This window comes from Parasphaerochaeta coccoides DSM 17374, from assembly GCF_000208385.1.
In the GTDB taxonomy this organism is placed as follows: Bacteria; Spirochaetota; Spirochaetia; order Sphaerochaetales; family Sphaerochaetaceae; genus Parasphaerochaeta; species Parasphaerochaeta coccoides.
The window spans coordinates 422,974-438,306 of sequence record NC_015436.1 but is presented as its reverse complement, the minus strand read 5'-3'; the positions used below and the strand labels follow the sequence as shown (position 1 = coordinate 438,306).

At 49.5% G+C, this 15,333-nt stretch carries 11 protein-coding genes and 1 tRNA gene; 3 read left to right on the top strand and 9 right to left on the bottom strand.

Annotated features, from left to right (window positions below):
• Positions 1-138: 138 nt before the first annotated feature.
• The 4 genes from SPICO_RS01880 to yfcE all read right to left on the bottom strand — a co-directional run bounded on the left by SPICO_RS01880 (position 139) and on the right by yfcE (position 5,401).
• Entirely contained in the window at positions 139-1,455 is a 1,317-nt protein-coding gene (locus SPICO_RS01880) for an MFS transporter (protein WP_013739001.1), read from the bottom strand.
• A gap of 208 nt (positions 1,456-1,663) precedes the next feature.
• On the bottom strand, positions 1,664-3,025 hold the full coding sequence (gene gdhA, locus SPICO_RS01875) for an NADP-specific glutamate dehydrogenase (RefSeq protein WP_013739000.1): 1,362 nt from the start codon (positions 3,023-3,025) through the stop codon (positions 1,664-1,666).
• Positions 3,026-3,228: 203 nt separating this feature from the next.
• Positions 3,229-4,587, bottom strand: a complete 1,359-nt coding sequence (locus SPICO_RS01870; RefSeq protein WP_013738999.1) for a hypothetical protein — start codon at positions 4,585-4,587, stop codon at positions 3,229-3,231.
• A gap of 247 nt (positions 4,588-4,834) precedes the next feature.
• Positions 4,835-5,401 (bottom strand): phosphodiesterase, encoded by a 567-nt coding sequence (gene yfcE, locus SPICO_RS01865; RefSeq protein WP_013738998.1) that lies wholly within the window; start codon positions 5,399-5,401, stop codon positions 4,835-4,837.
• Between the two features lie 261 nt (positions 5,402-5,662).
• Here yfcE and SPICO_RS01860 point away from each other — a divergent pair, with 261 nt between their 5' ends.
• Positions 5,663-6,967, top strand: a complete 1,305-nt coding sequence (locus SPICO_RS01860; RefSeq protein ID WP_013738997.1) for an NAD(P)-dependent oxidoreductase — start codon at positions 5,663-5,665, stop codon at positions 6,965-6,967.
• Between the two features lies 1 nt (position 6,968).
• Here SPICO_RS01860 and SPICO_RS01855 read toward each other — a convergent pair whose 3' ends face one another.
• Positions 6,969-9,284 carry a heavy metal translocating P-type ATPase gene (locus SPICO_RS01855; protein ID WP_013738996.1) on the bottom strand — a complete coding sequence of 772 codons (2,316 nt, stop codon included), beginning with the start codon at positions 9,282-9,284 and terminating at the stop codon, positions 6,969-6,971.
• A gap of 52 nt (positions 9,285-9,336) precedes the next feature.
• Positions 9,337-9,564, bottom strand: coding sequence for a heavy-metal-associated domain-containing protein (locus SPICO_RS01850; protein WP_041394968.1), 228 nt, complete (start codon positions 9,562-9,564; stop codon positions 9,337-9,339).
• 263 nt (positions 9,565-9,827) lie between these two features.
• Between SPICO_RS01850 and SPICO_RS01845 the strand changes: the two genes are divergently transcribed.
• Positions 9,828-11,171, top strand: a complete 1,344-nt coding sequence (locus SPICO_RS01845; RefSeq protein ID WP_013738994.1) for an MFS transporter — start codon at positions 9,828-9,830, stop codon at positions 11,169-11,171.
• A gap of 46 nt (positions 11,172-11,217) precedes the next feature.
• On the opposite strand, the gene SPICO_RS01840 is transcribed toward SPICO_RS01845, so the two are convergent.
• Both SPICO_RS01840 and SPICO_RS01835 read right to left on the bottom strand, forming a co-directional pair.
• Positions 11,218-11,661 (bottom strand): YbaN family protein, encoded by a 444-nt coding sequence (locus SPICO_RS01840; protein ID WP_013738993.1) that lies wholly within the window; start codon positions 11,659-11,661, stop codon positions 11,218-11,220.
• A gap of 45 nt (positions 11,662-11,706) precedes the next feature.
• Complete coding sequence (locus tag SPICO_RS01835) at positions 11,707-13,548, bottom strand: hypothetical protein (protein WP_013738992.1); 1,842 nt, start codon at positions 13,546-13,548, stop codon at positions 11,707-11,709.
• Between the two features lie 252 nt (positions 13,549-13,800).
• Here SPICO_RS01835 and SPICO_RS01830 point away from each other — a divergent pair.
• Positions 13,801-13,872 (top strand) — tRNA-Val (locus tag SPICO_RS01830).
• 71 nt (positions 13,873-13,943) lie between these two features.
• Here SPICO_RS01830 and SPICO_RS01825 read toward each other — a convergent pair.
• On the bottom strand, positions 13,944-15,332 hold the full coding sequence (locus SPICO_RS01825; protein ID WP_169310041.1) for a sulfatase family protein: 1,389 nt from the start codon (positions 15,330-15,332) through the stop codon (positions 13,944-13,946).
• Between the last annotated feature and the right edge of the window lies 1 nt (position 15,333).

Here is a 15,333-nt window from a genome sequence, read left to right as displayed (position 1 = left end):
TAGACGGATGAGTCAACAGGATAAAGAGAAAACCCACGCACTCCGGAGAAGACAAGCCACCTCATGCCAAGACCATGTAAAACAATGTTTTTCTGACTTGTCTTCCCGGAAAAATTTCCTTAAGCATCCCCTCTGCTTTTATTTCTCTCCCTTCATGTGCCTCTCATGCCTCGATTCAAAAATGGCGACGCTCTTGCGTCCTTCTTCCTCATCAACTTTCGTCAGCATCACACCACCAATGACAAAGAGAATTACAAGAGAAAGGATTCCGTAACGGTTGTCTCCCGTAATGACCGTCGTCAAGCTCATGAGCAGAGGACCGACGATAGCGGCGAATTTACCGAGCATGTTAAAGAATCCAAAAAATTGCGCTGAACGAGATGACGGAATCAAACGGGTATAATAGCTTCGGCTCAAAGCCTGTATACCTCCCTGGAACAAACCAATCAGACAGGCCAGGATATAGAAATGAATCTCCTTCATCATGAAGAAACCCATGACAGAAATGACGCCATAGGCACCGATTGCGACCAACAGGGCACGACGTATGCCAATGAGTTTGCCGAACCAACTGTATGCCAGCGCAGCAGGAAATGCAACGAACTGCGTAATCAGCAGGGCAACAATCAGAGATGACGCCGGGAAGCCCAGAGCCGTGCCGTAATCGACGGCCATGCGGATGATGGTATCCACGCCATCGATGTAGCACCAGTACGCCAGCAGGAAAATGCCGACCGTTTTCAAAGTCTTGATTTCACGGAACGTGACCGCCAGTTCCTTCAATCCTGTACGTATGCTCTCTCCCATGCCTAAGCCACCCTCTTTCCGTTCAGGTTCTTTGACAAAAAGCATCAGGGGGATGGTGAAGACTGCCCACCAGATAGCCACCATGAAGAAGGAAACACGAATAGCGGTCGCTCCTCCATCATCGCCTGGAAGACCAAAGGTTTCCGGCATCAGGTACATCAGTACGTTGAGCAGGAAAAGAAGCCCGCCGCCGATATATCCCAGGCTGTAGCCCAAACCAGAGACATAATCTATTTTCTTTTCCGACGCAACGGATGGCAGCAGGGAGTCGTAGAAGGTATTGCCACCGGAAAAACCTATCGTCGCGGCAATGTAAAAGCAGATGGCCAAGACCCATTGTCCTGAACGGACGAACCAGAGCCCTGCCGTCATGACTGCGCCCAGGAAGGCAAAGAAGACAAGCAGTCTCTTGCGGTAGCTGCCATGGTCGGCTATTGCCCCAAGTACAGGAGCGAGCAAAGCAATGACAAGAGAGGCTATGCTGTTCGCCAGTCCCAGATAGAAGGTGGTGGTCACGGAGTCAGCTCCTCCGCTCCAGTACGCGCTAAAGAAGATGGGAAAGAATCCGGCCATCACAGTCGTAGCGAATGCGCTGTTCCCCCAGTCGTAGAGTGCCCATGAGATTATGCCTTTACGGGTATCTTTCATGCTATGTCCTCCGTATAAAGTAAGAATACCAAGTACAACGCATGTCCGCCACAGAAAGCTGCTCCACTTCATATATTTTTCATAAGAAAAAGCCGGAGGGGAAACTTCATTCCCTCCCGGCTCCATGATTCGATACAGACATAGTATCAGAACTGCGGTTTTTCCGCTTACCTGTCGGCAATACTCGTATTGTCCGCTACGCTGTCAATCAAACGTAGCCTTGCGCAAGCATGGCGTCCGAGACACGGAGCATACCAGCGATATTGGCTCCGGCAACCAAATCTCCTTTCTTGGCATAGGTCGTTGCGGCCTGATCTACGGTCTTATAGATATTTTTCATGATGCTAACAAGACGGGCGTCAACTTCTTGGGGTGTCCACTGCAACCGCGAACTGTTCTGTGCCATTTCCAGTCCGCTGACAGCCACTCCTCCTGCGTTTGCGGCCTTGCCGGGTCCGAAGATGACTCCTGAACCGGTCAGAATATGCTGCGCTTCCAGATTGGTCGGCATATTTGCCCCTTCCATCACAGCTTTTATGTTATTGGCCACCAGATTGCGAGCATCCACTTCGTTGATTTCATTCTGGGTAGCACAGGGAAAAGCGTAATCCGCAGGATAATTCCACAAAGGATTGCCTTCACCATAAGCTGAACGAGGAGTGAAAACAGAATTACGATAAGTGTCGGCGTATTCTTTTACCCTGCCCCGTTTCACGTTCTTGAGGGTCTTGATATATGCAAGTTTTTTGTTATCGATACCTTCCGGATCATAGATGATACCCTCGGAATCGCTGATGGTAAGGGGTTTGCTTCCCCTTTCCAAAAGTTTTTCAATGGTATACTGAGCGACATTCCCGCTCCCTGAAACCAGGGACGTCGAACCAGAAAGGGAAAGACCAGCGTCCATCAGGGCTTGTTCAGCAAAGTAGACCAAGCCATAGCCTGTGGCTTCGGGACGTATGAAGGAACCTCCCCATACCGGGGATTTTCCGGTGAATACGCCGGTAAACTCATTTGCCAGACGTTTGTACTGACCGAACATGTAGCCGATTTCACGCGCTCCTACGCCAATGTCACCAGCAGGGACATCGGTGTCAGGACCTATATGGCGGGTAAGCTCGGTCATGAAACTCTGGCAGAAAGCCATGACTTCTCGGTCACTCTTGCCACGAGGGGAAAAATCACTTCCCCCCTTGCCGCCTCCAAGCAACAGACCGGTCAGGCTGTTCTTGTAGACTTGCTCGAAAGCCAGGAACTTCAAGACGGACAGATTGACCGAAGCATGGAAACGCAAACCTCCCTTGTAAGGGCCAAGCGCACTACTCATCTGGATACGGTATCCACGGTTGATTTGCAGAGAACCGCTGTCATCCACCCATGGCACACGGAACTGAACAATGCGTTCCGGCTCTACCATGCGTTCAAGAATCTTCTCAAAACGTAGACGGGGAAGTTGGTCAATGATGGAATCCACTGACTTCAAAAATTCTGTAACAGCCTGATGAAATTCTTTCTGCTCAGGGTCGCGGCGAATGACCCCTTCCAGAATCCGGGAGACATATTCATGCATGATGTGGGTTACTCCTTTTGCGGGCCGCTTTCAACATAAGCTCTTTCTTCGCAGTCAACAAGCGCGACCGATTGCATGAATATACCGTATTCATATATGAAATGTAAATCTCATCACAAGGTTGAAAAAAGAAAACCTGGGGATATGAAAAAGCGGACTGCCGAAACAGTCCGCCATTCATAACTTGGTGTAAAGTCTTTAACTTAGAAAGCAATCTTTGCGGAAGCAACGATACTTCCAAGATCCTTAGCCGTAGCATTTCCATTAAACAGGTTCTGAGAACGGTCAGCGTCAGTATAGGCAAGTGCCAAAGTCGCGCCGTTGATGATAGCAGAAGACTCGACGGAAGCAGTCAGTTGCAGTCTGGAAGTATTATCAGTTCCAGCAGTGGCAGAATACTTGGTTCCGAGCTTAGCGGTGTAAGCGTCAGTCTTGTATTCAACATCCGCACCAACGTTCCAAACCTTGGACTTGAGGACATAACCACCCTTCGGGGTAACAGTCAAACCGTCGCCGAGGGAGATAGCAGCAGCAAGGCTCAGATCCTGGCTGTTGATAAGATCCTTACCGGTCACAGTCACCTTCACAGGAACGTCAAAGCCGTTCAGGTCAGCGACAGCCTTTGCGGAAAGCAGGTTGTCAACAGTGGGAATAAAAGTAGAATCAGCTTCTTTGTAACTTAGCTCAGTTGCATAGTACACATCAAGAGCGACAGGAGCGACCTGGACGTTCAAAGCAACGTCAGCGTTGATCTTGTCATCATCAGCAGTCACGCCCTTGTTATTGAAGTATACAAGGTCAGCCGCGACAGAAGCCTTGATATCATCAACAGCATATGCACCCTTAAGGGAGAAAGACGCGCCAGTCTTCTCAAATTGAGTACCCGATTTTTGAGCATTGTAACTACCAGATGCGCCAGCGGTGAGCTTGATGCCATCAGCAACTTCAAACTCAGGAGAAACAACAGAACCAAAGAGATTAATCATTTCAGAAGAAGTCTGACCAATAAGACCCAGACCAATCTTTGCGCCAGCTACGCCAATTTCAATACCGGCATTCGGCGAAGAAATGCGATCAAAGTAGTCGCGAGGCCGAACGTCCGCATAGTAAGTCTTGTCATCCCGGTCATAGCCAGAATCATTTGTTGACTGCGGGAAATCCTTGGAGTCGATAGCGGACGTGGCGAAGTTAGCAGCACGGGGAGCCTCAAGGATTCCAACATACCAGCCATCACCGATGATCTTGGCAGACCAGCTCGTCAGTGCGGCAATACCTTCGATTGATTTGTGACCATTTGTATCAATACCCGCTTCATCACCATTATTCAGGTTGAACTTCAAAGTGGCCTTGATTTCGGCATAGATGTCACCTTCACCCTTGGCTTCACCAACCAGTTGTTCAAGGAAATTGACATCTACAGAGAACGCTTTTGAATTCTTTAAACCATACGCGGTGGTCTCAAGATCATATCCGAGCTCGACTTTCGCATTGCCACTGAATCCAGCGAACACCGCGCCAGAAACCAGTGCAAGAACCAAGAGAAGTGAAATAAACTTTTTCATGCTTGTCTCTCCATTGTGCGTGAGTTTTTTTATTAGCATATAAAAGTATGCCAGCGACATATGTTCACAGAATGGAGAAAATATATCAGAACGATGGATTTTCATGTGGCGAATATAGGTTTTATATATACCGTGTGAAGTTCTCTCCACACAACCTACATATAGAGACAAAATTAATAGAATATGAACATTTGGTGTAGGTTACGGAACCCGTTCATACTTTTTATTGTCATTTTACACAAAAATGTCAAAAACCTCGTAAGTTCAATTCTTCTTGTATTTTACCATCCAGCGCCTTCAATGTAAAGACTTCATTTTCATATGTCATGTAAGAAGGAACGCTCCCGCCTTTCGGCAGAGCCACGCTGCCGGGGTTCAAGACCATCGTGCCATTCCTTTTTCCCATGAAAGGAACATGTGTATGACCCTGCATCAGGACATCACCCGGCTTCAAAGGCGGAAGGTTGTCTGCCCCATATACATGTCCATGGGTGAGATACACCACCCTACCCCCCAGATCATCAAGAAAAAGAGGCGCGTAATCAGCCATCATGGGGAAATTGAGCACCATCTGATCTACCTCTGCATCACAGTTGCCCCTGAGCGCCACCAAAATATCATCTTTCAGCTCATTGAGCATCTCAATCACCTGTTTGGGGGCGTATTCATCAGGCAGGTCGTTGCGGGGGCCGTGGTAGAGCAAGTCTCCCAGAAGTATCAAGCGGGAAGCCTTTTCCACCCTGTACGCTTCAACCAACCGCCTCATGGCGGATGCGGAACCATGGATATCACTGGCAAACAAAAGTCTTGGCATGATGACCTCTTGAAAAGAAGATAGAAAAAAAGTCGATGAAATTCAACTCGATGCCCATGTTTTTCTTTTCATGTTTTCTTTCTATCGGTACTCTTTTCCTACACAGAACAAGGGCATATATTATAAGGTATACGTGTGAAAGTGGCATATACATCAAAAAAATGCCTTCAATATCTATCTTGTTTTGTTTCCATATTCAGACTATAATGTCCGTAAAAGAATATTATTTTAATATACAGAAAATAAACAAGAGGAACACCTATGAGTCTCCACGTCATTGATGAAGCGAACAGATGCTTGCAATGCAAGAAGCCTTTATGCCGCCAAGGGTGCCCGGTGAACACTCCTATCCCCGAAGCCATCAGCCTGCTCAAGGAAAATAAGATACAAGCGGCCGGAAAGTTACTGTTCGGAAACAATCCCCTCTCCATTGTCTGTGCTCATGTTTGTCCCCAGGAAAACCAGTGCGAAGGGCATTGTGTCTTAGGAAAAAAAGGCTCACCCATCCTTTTCAGTGAGATTGAGCGTTACATCAGCGGCTACTATATCGACCTGTTCGACCCACTCCCTTCCCGCAAGGACAAAGGGAAAGTCGCAATCATCGGCAGCGGACCGGCAGGCATCACCATTGCCTTTGACCTCTCGTCACGCGGCTATGACGTTACCATTTTTGAACGTTATGACAAAATCGGCGGAGTCTTGCGCTACGGCATCCCTGACTTCCGTTTGCCCAAGCCCATATTGGACAGGATGAGCGACATGCTCCGCGCCAGCGGCGTCACAATCAGGCCGAACACCAGCATTGGCACTAACTTGACGATAGAAGACCTCTTTCGGGATGCATACCGGGCGGTATTCATGGGAACTGGTGTCTGGAAACCCCGCAAGCTCAACCTGCCAGGAGAAACGTTGGGACATGTCCATTTTGCCATTGATTACCTGCGCAATCCTGAAGTCTATAGACTGGGCAATACCGTAGCGGTAATCGGAGCGGGTGATGTAGCCATGGATGCCGCGCGCACAGCCCTGCGCCATGGCAGCCAGAATGTCTACGTCCTGTACGCAAAGAGGGAACAGGACGTGTCCGCCCGTGAAGTTGAAGTCTCCTACGCAAAGATTGACGGAGCCACGTTCCTTTTCAATACTGAGCCGATAGCCTTTGTTGATGGAGGCGTCATAGTCGCCGATACCATTGTCGAGGATCAAGAAGGAGGCCGTCCTATTGTCAGGACAGTTGAAGGAAGCCAACGCCTTTTCTCCGCTGACAGCGTGATTGTATCAATTGGGCAAGGCCCCCGTTCAGTGATCGTGGACAGTACCCCCGGCATAGAGGTATCTGACAAAGGCTTGGTCAATGTGGATGATTCCGGTAGAACCACTCACGATGGCATATTTGCGTCAGGAGACGTTGTAACAGGCGCACGGACTGTCGTAGAGGCTGTCAAAGTGTCACGCCGTGTAGCTGATGCCATGGATGACTACATCTCCACGCACTTCCCTACTGACGCGCATCTGCGGGAAAAGGCACCAGGGGAAAAAAAGTCGGAAAAGCATTTTACTTCATGACTTACTTCACCGTAGCAAATGCCTTGCTTCCCTTTGCGGGCTTGAAGCGGTTCAACCGCAGGGCGTTTGTCACTACGGATACAGATGAAAGACTCATGGCCAGAGCAGCAAGCATGGGATTAAGCAGCGGCCCCCCGAAAAGCGTGAGCAGACCGGCGGCGACTGGTATACCAAGGATATTGTAGAAGAACGCCCAGAAAAGGTTTTCCTTGATGTTCCGCATGGTTGCATGACTGAGCCGGACCGCCGTCAGCACATCACGCATGTCGCTGCGTACCAGCACTACATCCGCGCTCTCTATGGCAACATCCGTACCAGTGCCAATGGCAATGCCTACATGAGCCTTGGCAAGTGCGGGAGCATCGTTGATACCGTCTCCAACCATTGCAACGGTATGGGTCGCCACTGCCTTGCCCTCGCCTTTGCGGGTCACAGGTCGCTCAAAAGCCATTAGACGCGTGATTTCCTCTGCCTTGCGTGATGGCAGGACCCCGGCTATGACCTCATCAACGCCTACCTGAGCCGCGACAGCCTTGGCAGTCGTCTCATTGTCACCCGTAAGCATCACTGTGTGGATTCCCGCTTTCTTCAAGTCATGGACAACTCCCACGCTCTCATCCTTTAACATATCCGCCACAGCGATGATACCTAGTACTGTCTTTTCATCGGCAACATACAGGGGAGTCTTGCCGTCACGGGAAAACGCATCCCCTTTTTCACGTATCTCATCTGGGAAATCACCAGTCTCCTCCATGAAACGAGCATTGCCCAAGCGGAGAGAAAGGGAGTCAACGGAAGCCACGATGCCCTTCCCAGGGATTGCCTCAAAGGATGCGACATCAGGCAGCGTAAGTTTATTTTCCTCCGCCTTCTCAAGGATGGCCAGAGCCAAGGGATGTTCACTGCGAAGCTCGGCGGCTGCTCCCAGAGCAAGCACCCTGTTGGAGGAATACTTTTTTTCGTCCAGAACCAACACATCAGTGACCTGTGGCTTGCCCCGTGTGAGTGTACCAGTCTTGTCAAAGACAATGGTGTCTACCTTGCGCAACATCTCAAGGGCAGCCGCCTGTCGGAAAAGGATGCCATAGGTCGCGCCTTTCCCCGTCCCCACCATGATTGCAATGGGAGTCGCCAGTCCGAGAGCGCAGGGACAGGCAATGACAAGAATTGAGACAGCCGTGGTCAAGGCAAAGGAAAGCTCATGGCCGGTCGCCAGCCAGAGCAGGAACGTAATGAGGGCAATGCCCATGACGACGGGGACGAAATATCCTGACACTGTATCAGCCAACCGGGCTATGGGTGCCCTGGAACCCTGAGCGTCACGAACCATGCGAACAATCTGGCTGAGGGCAGTATCGGCTCCGACCTTTGTCGCACGGTAATGCAGAGCTCCCGTCCCATTAATTGTTACTCCATAGACAAGGCTTCCCACCGCTTTCTCAACCGGAAGGCTTTCCCCTGTCAGCATACTCTCATCAATCGAGGAAACCCCGTCCGTCACCACACCATCGACCGGAAGTCTTTCCCCTGGTTTCACTAAGATGATGTCCCCGACATTCACTTCATCAACAGAAATTACATAGTAGATACCATTACGCACCACCGTAGCGGTAGGCGGCGTAAGTGACAAGAGTGCCTTGACAGCTTCACCCGTGCGTCCTTTGGAACGGATTTCAAGGAACTTTCCGAACATCACCAACGTGATGATTGTGGCGGTGCCTTCAAAATACAATCCCTCATGAACCATCAGATGTCCTCCCTGTGGAATCAACAGGAGGTTCCAGACACTGAAAAGAAAACTGGCAGATGTGCCGACTGCCACCAAGGAATCCATGTTCGGGTTGAGGCGGAACAGATTTGCAAAACCCTTGGTGAAGAAGGTATACCCGAAGAACATGACCGGCAGGCAAAGGGCAAACTGGACAATGGCATTGGTCAGTGGCGCATGGTGAATGGTGATGGCGGACGGCACCGGCAATCCGAGCATGGGAGCCATGGCAATGTACAGCAGCGGGACGGTGAATGCAACGGCCAGAATCAAACGGAGACGCTGCCCACGGTAAGCTTTTTCCTTCCGCAGCTTCTCGGCTTCTTCTTCCTCCACGCTTACACCAATCAAGGAATATCCGGCATGTTCGACCGCTTTGCGTACCTTGGCCGTATCGACGAGGGATTCATCGTATTCCAGTATAGCTTTTTCTGTGGCAAGATTGACGTGGGCGGCCATCATCCCCGGCAGTTTTTTCAATGCTTTTTCCACAGCGGCACTACATGCGGCACATGTCATGCCGCCAATGCCGACGACTTCCTTCTTCATGGTGACTATCCTTTGGCCTGACGCCTTTAGGCTCTGTCTTCAAACTCAGTTTTTAGTTCGTAACCGTGTACCCCGCTTCCGTGACGGCATCTTTCAGAGCGTCAAGGCTGACGCCATCTTCATGCCGAATGGTCACTATGCCAGTGGCAGCGCGTGCCTGTACGTCCTTGACTCCTTTGATTGCTTTCAGGGCATTCATGACACGCATTTCACAATGGTTGCAGCTCATGCCGCTTGTATGTAATGACGTTTCAACTGTTTTTTTTCCAAAACCGAACATAGTGGGCTCCTTCGTACCACACCCCCCGTAGGGTGGTATCATGTCCAATATACTCCTTTTTGTGCGAAAGGTACATATGAAAATCTTTTTACAGTTCTCCGATTTTCCCGTTTTACTTTCCTTCTATCTTCCGGTTGTGTCTGTCGCTGTTACGTCTGAACCCTGTCAGGTCTAGTCCATATGGACAAAAAAGACAGATGCATGACATACTTAATTTCTTACGCCATCTATCAGGGAAAGAAGAGGTCGGAGGACATATCACCATGCAACATTCATGGCAGAAAACTTTTATCACCATCTACACTGGGCAGGCCATATCCATCATCACCAGCTCGGTGCTAGGCTATGCAATCATCTGGTATGTGACAAAAGAAACACAGTCGGCGGCTATGCTCTCATTGACCACTTTCATGAGTTTCCTGCCACGCATCCTGTTCGGACCATTGGCGGGAAGTGTCATTGACCGTACCGAACGCAAGCTCATCATGATTTGTGCTGATGTTTTCGTTGCCCTGACAAGTCTTTCCCTGGTGTTCGTCGTCGGTCGCATCGGTTCCATCCCTATCCCGCTGATTCTCATTGCTGCTTTCTTCCGTTCATTGGGAACGGCTTTCCACGAGCCGACCCTTCAAGTCATTGTAGCAGAGGTCGTCCCTCCCCATATGCTGACGAAAAGCGCAGGGTACGCACAGGCTGTCCTGTCCGTCTCCCTGATTGCCGGCCCGGCCCTTGCCGCTGCCTTGTTCTCCGTGTGGCCGCTTGAATGGATTATCTTGCTGGATGTAGCTGGTGCTGTTTGCGGCACGCTGACAGTCATCATTGCCCGCATCCCCAAAAGGAAAAAAATAGAGAACGAGACTCCGTTGAATGCTTCTCCCGCCCAACTTTTCCGTGAAATGATTGATGGGATTGCCCTTGTGCATCGTTTCAAAGGCTTGGGACTCATCTTCCTCGGAAGTTTCCTTTTTGGTGTAGTATTCCTCCCTGTCGCAGCCATATTCCCCCTCATGACAATGTCCTACCTGGGTAAGACAACCATTGAAGCGGGCATTGTCGAGATTGCTTTCTCCGTCGGCATGTTGCTTGGAGGTCTGGTACTGGGAATCTGGGGAGGAACGAAAAATCGCATTGTCTCGATGGGCGCTGCAAACCTGCTCTCCGGCGCGTTTCTTCTGTCCTGCGGGCTTCTCTCTCCAGCCGGTTTCGTGGCATTCGCAATCCTGACTGGGCTGCTGGGTTTCATGACACCATTCTACAATGGTCCCTTCACAGCCCTTCTTCAAGAACGTATTCCATCTCAATACCTTGGACGCATCATGAGTCTGTCAACCACGACTTTTTCCCTGTCAGCTCCCTTCGGCTTGATTCTTTCCGGTCTGTTCGCTGAGATATTGGGGGTTAATGTCTTCTTCCTGCTGTCCGGGATAAGCGTCACCTTGATTACATTGCTGTTCGTCATCCCTCCTTCAGTGCGGAATCTGGACAAGGACAGCACGTGGGAAGCATTTCTCCGTGCGGAACAGGAAAGCCCCTCCGACACAGGAACAAAACCCCAAGAAGAATCTGCCGGTGAAGTTGGCGCCCCGCCGTCGATTACCAGTAACTAAAATATGGATGTAAAAACGTTCTTACGTGAAATTATCCAAACCCATTTCACGCTTGTTTGTCATTGTCATAATCTTCAGGTGTGACGGAGGATGCCGGTTCTGCTGAGCCGGTTTTCTTTTTACGTGGACTGCGGGACAGCGCGTCCAAGTGTATGCTTACCCCGATTCCGATGCCCATGAACAGGAAGGCAGCCCACGGTTTTCTTATGAGAATGGCGGAGATGGCAAGTCCTGACCATACGAAGATAGTAGCTTTCACCGTGATGCTCCGACTCACCGGTTCCCCACCCTTGTATCTTTCTATATAGGGTCCGAAAAACCGATTCCTCAGCAGCCAGGCATGGATGCGAGGGGATGAAGATGAGAAGCAGACAGATGCAAGCAGGATGAAAGGAGTGGTCGGCAGCACCGGAATAAAAATACCCATTGCCCCGATGCCCGCCAGAAGTACGCCGCATAGTGCAAGCAGAACCCTCACTCCTTTTTTCATATTTTCTTTCTCCGCTGTTATCTGATACCAGCCGAACAGGACATCCTAAAGGCGTGACTCGACAAAAAGCCGCGCCCCGGCATAGTTACGATAGTCATTCTGATGGTAGACCCACGTTCCTTCAAGTCCCACGGATACATTCTTCTGGACTTCAACCGCAACTCCCGCGCCGACGCTCCATACAGGAGAGAAGAACGAGAAAAAGACTCCGGAGTACTTCTGGTTCTGTTCCTTTCTCAAAGGGATGGAGAGTGTGTCCATGCTTCCGTTGATATATAAGGAGACAGCACCTATGTCAAAGCGAAGCCTCGACATCACGCCTATCCCAAGCACATGCAGGATTTCGTTGCCGGTGGTGCTTGGGAGGACATATGGTTGATAGGCTCCATACATCCCAATGCCAATTCCCACCGAATTACTTAGTGGCATGATATTGTCGAAAACAAGCCCTAATGTGAATTCCGGTACGGTCTTCTCATACAGCGTGAAAAGTGCCTGACCTTTGTTATCTTTGACATCATCGTTATCTCTGACAGAGAACTGAAGACCCCCGGAAAAACGCAGGGATACCGAGGCTCTTGTCTTACTTTCTGTCTTCTGGGGAACGACAGGCGTGCCGGAAGACACATCAGAGGTATCAGACGGAACATTGACGGATATGTCAGCAGGCAGGTCAGCAGGAGGTTCTTCTTCCATGGTAGCCGTTACACTCTCATCAGTGGATACCGTTGTAAGCTCCTGGGAGTCCAAAGCTGTTTCTAAAGTTGCACTATCTTCGACATCTTTGGCAAAGAACTCATCACTGATATCTTCACTTTCCGTACTTCCTACGGTCACAGCGTCTTCATCTGTCGTGTCAGGAACCGGGAAGTCCGTTGCAAGGGTTTCTTCTGCTGGAGCTTCTTGTTCGGAAGCAACAGAAGCTTCTGCGTCAACCGGAAGTATCGCAAGTGTTTCTTCTGAATCCACGTATTGCCCGCTTTGTTCCCCATCGGAAAGCTCATCAGCAGGCGTCAGCGGAACATCAGAGTAGTCAGGGACAGTTTCATCGGCTTCTTCCGTCACCAGGACGACTTCTTGTGCCGCTTGTGGCAAATCTTCCGTTTCATCATGGGACTCGTCAGCAGGTTCTTCCGTGTCTTTTACCACACTCTGCGGTTCTGTCTGCGGGGAGGTTTCCCCAATTTCAAGTATGAAGTCTATTGCTCCTTGCTGTTCTTCGGCACGTTGCGGAGCTGTTTCTTCATGTTCGCCATCTGCAAAGACTGATGCAGATGCAGCCGTATCCACGTCTTGAGCCAGAGCTGTTTCTTCATGCTCACTATCTGCAAAGACTGATGCAGATGCAGCCGTATCCACGACTTGCGCCGGAGCTGCTTCTTCATGTTCACTATCCGCAAAAACTGATGCAGATGCAGCCGTATCCACCTCTTGTGCCGGAGCTGCTTCTTCATGCTCGCTATCCGCAAAAACTGATGCAGATGCAGTCGTATCCACGTCTTGTGCCGGAGCTGTTTCTATGTCAGACGCGGCAGAGGTAATGCTGGCTGCAACGTCTTCTACCCCTGCCAGTGAAACTGGATTCAGCTGGGATGCACTCCATCGATGACCATTATATGACTGTTGGATGTAGAGGATATAATCCCGTCCTTCCTGCGCGTCTTCAAGGGTATAGGACATCTCTGGGGCGGCATCAATGACCGTCCATTTCCCCTCATCTTCCCCGTCGAGCTGGTAACGGAAATGAGAGACGCGTGGTTCTGTCGCTGTCCACTTCCACGTAATGCTCCGTGAAGCGGCCATGAGGCCGGATGCACAGATGAACAGCAATCCTATGATGAAAATACCTTTCTTGAGCCAGCGGTTTGTTTCTTTCTTGTCACTCATGTTGTTCTCAATTTTCCTTTTTTTTCCAAAGCCTTTGTTACCGGAGATTGACCAATGTCTTTCCTGCTTGAGGCAATGAGATACGAAGTCCATCATACTACACTGAACTGATGACGACAACTAATGGCGGATGAGGTTTGTCTTGCGTCTTGTTTCACGTCTTGTTTCGTCTTGTTTTGTATTTCTACTAGACAGAATTGGAATTATATCGTAAGGTAATTTTCGCCTGCGTGATGCGGGTATATGGTTTACGGGCGGTTAACTCAGCGGGAGAGTGCCACCTTGACATGGTGGAAGTCGCCAGTTCAATCCTGGCATCGCCCATTTAGCAACTAGTTACTATATAAGTAATTAGTTGCTTTTTTTATATCCGGTTCCCCTTATATAGCGAATCATCAATATCTCTCCCAGAACATTCTTGATTCCGGACGGTTGACATCACCCTCCTGCTCCCTCACCACCAGTAGTCTGGTACGCAGTTCAGCAACTAGCGGCTCATCAGGAGCAAAAAGATCATGAAGTTCCATGGAATCATGGGCAATATCGTACAGCAGACTTGAACGCTCCCCGTTCAATCCAATGTATTCCATCAACTTATAATCTCCGCTACGGATGGAACGGATTGTCGAACCGTAAGAATAATACAGTTCTTCCCTGTGCTGGACATTCGTGGAAAAACATTTCAGGAAACTTCGTCCTTCCACAGATGCCGGGATATCCAAGCCAAGCAACTCACATAATGTCGGATAAATATCGTGCAGATAAACATTCGCGGTGACAGTTCGGCCACGGGGAATCCCTGAACCTGCAAAGATAAGGGGAACTTTGATGGAATGTTCAAAATGATTCTGTTTTCCCATGAACGCGTGACTTCCCAGTCCCAGGCCATTGTCACTGCAAAAGATGATCAGTGTATCTTCATACAATCCTTTCTTTCTCAGGACATCGAGAATCCTGCCTATTTCATGATCCACATGTGTAATCATGGCATAATAGTCGGTCAGCTCGGCAATGATGCGCTCCGGGGTTCTGGGGTATGGAGCCAGCATTTCATCCCGGATACGCCCATCTCCGTATGAGACAGGATACTCAGGCAAGAAATTCGCTGGGACGGATACTTTCCGACCATCATACATATTATGGAATTCCTGTGGCATAGTACGGGGATCATGAGGAGCAAGGAACGCGGTATAACAGAAAAAAGGAGCTGTACCTTCATAGTTTTCCAAAAACTGGATGGTCGTATCAGCAAGAAGATTTGAAGAATGAATCCCCGGATTGAATGAATCACAGTAGATTTTCGTCACGTCCTTGGCATTATAGAAATCCATCACAAAGTTGATTACGTTGTCATATTCTCCCGTAGGATCATGTTTGCAGACAGGGACATTCCAGTGATCCCACATGCCTGAAAAGAATGCATTGTCACCTTCCGTGAAGCTACGGGTGTATGAAGACGGGCCATTGTGCCATTTCCCAGTGCCAAAAGCATGATAGCCATGCCTGATCAAATGCTCTCCAAGCAAAGTATCCTGACAAGGAATATCCTCTCCATTGCCCTGAAGCCCATACAAGCCTTTTCCTGTATGGATCATGGCACGGGAAGGCATACAGACAGCACCGGTCAATCCACACGGAATATACGCATTGAGAAAACTGGTTCCTTCCGAAACCAGGCGGTCGAAATTCGGTGTAATGATTTCCTCATTGCCCAAAGCGTTGATTGTGTCGTACCGCTGATCATCTGTCACAATGAAAAGGATATTGGGAGCTTTTTCAGACATG

Excerpts from the sequence above, each read along its gene's own strand:
- SPICO_RS01880 (WP_013739001.1), bottom strand. The coding sequence starts at position 1,455 with ATGAAAGATACCCGTAAAGGCATAATCTCATGGGCACTCTACGACTGG.
- gdhA (WP_013739000.1), bottom strand. The coding sequence starts at position 3,025 with ATGCATGAATATGTCTCCCGGATTCTGGAAGGGGTCATTCGCCGCGAC.
- SPICO_RS01870 (WP_013738999.1), bottom strand. The coding sequence starts at position 4,587 with ATGAAAAAGTTTATTTCACTTCTCTTGGTTCTTGCACTGGTTTCTGGC.
- yfcE (WP_013738998.1), bottom strand. The coding sequence starts at position 5,401 with ATGCCAAGACTTTTGTTTGCCAGTGATATCCATGGTTCCGCATCCGCC.
- SPICO_RS01860 (WP_013738997.1), top strand. The coding sequence starts at position 5,663 with ATGAGTCTCCACGTCATTGATGAAGCGAACAGATGCTTGCAATGCAAG.
- SPICO_RS01855 (WP_013738996.1), bottom strand. The coding sequence starts at position 9,284 with ATGAAGAAGGAAGTCGTCGGCATTGGCGGCATGACATGTGCCGCATGT.
- SPICO_RS01850 (WP_041394968.1), bottom strand. The coding sequence starts at position 9,564 with ATGTTCGGTTTTGGAAAAAAAACAGTTGAAACGTCATTACATACAAGC.
- SPICO_RS01845 (WP_013738994.1), top strand. The coding sequence starts at position 9,828 with ATGCAACATTCATGGCAGAAAACTTTTATCACCATCTACACTGGGCAG.
- SPICO_RS01840 (WP_013738993.1), bottom strand. The coding sequence starts at position 11,661 with ATGAAAAAAGGAGTGAGGGTTCTGCTTGCACTATGCGGCGTACTTCTG.
- SPICO_RS01835 (WP_013738992.1), bottom strand. The coding sequence starts at position 13,548 with ATGAGTGACAAGAAAGAAACAAACCGCTGGCTCAAGAAAGGTATTTTC.
- SPICO_RS01825 (WP_169310041.1), bottom strand. The coding sequence starts at position 15,332 with ATGTCTGAAAAAGCTCCCAATATCCTTTTCATTGTGACAGATGATCAG.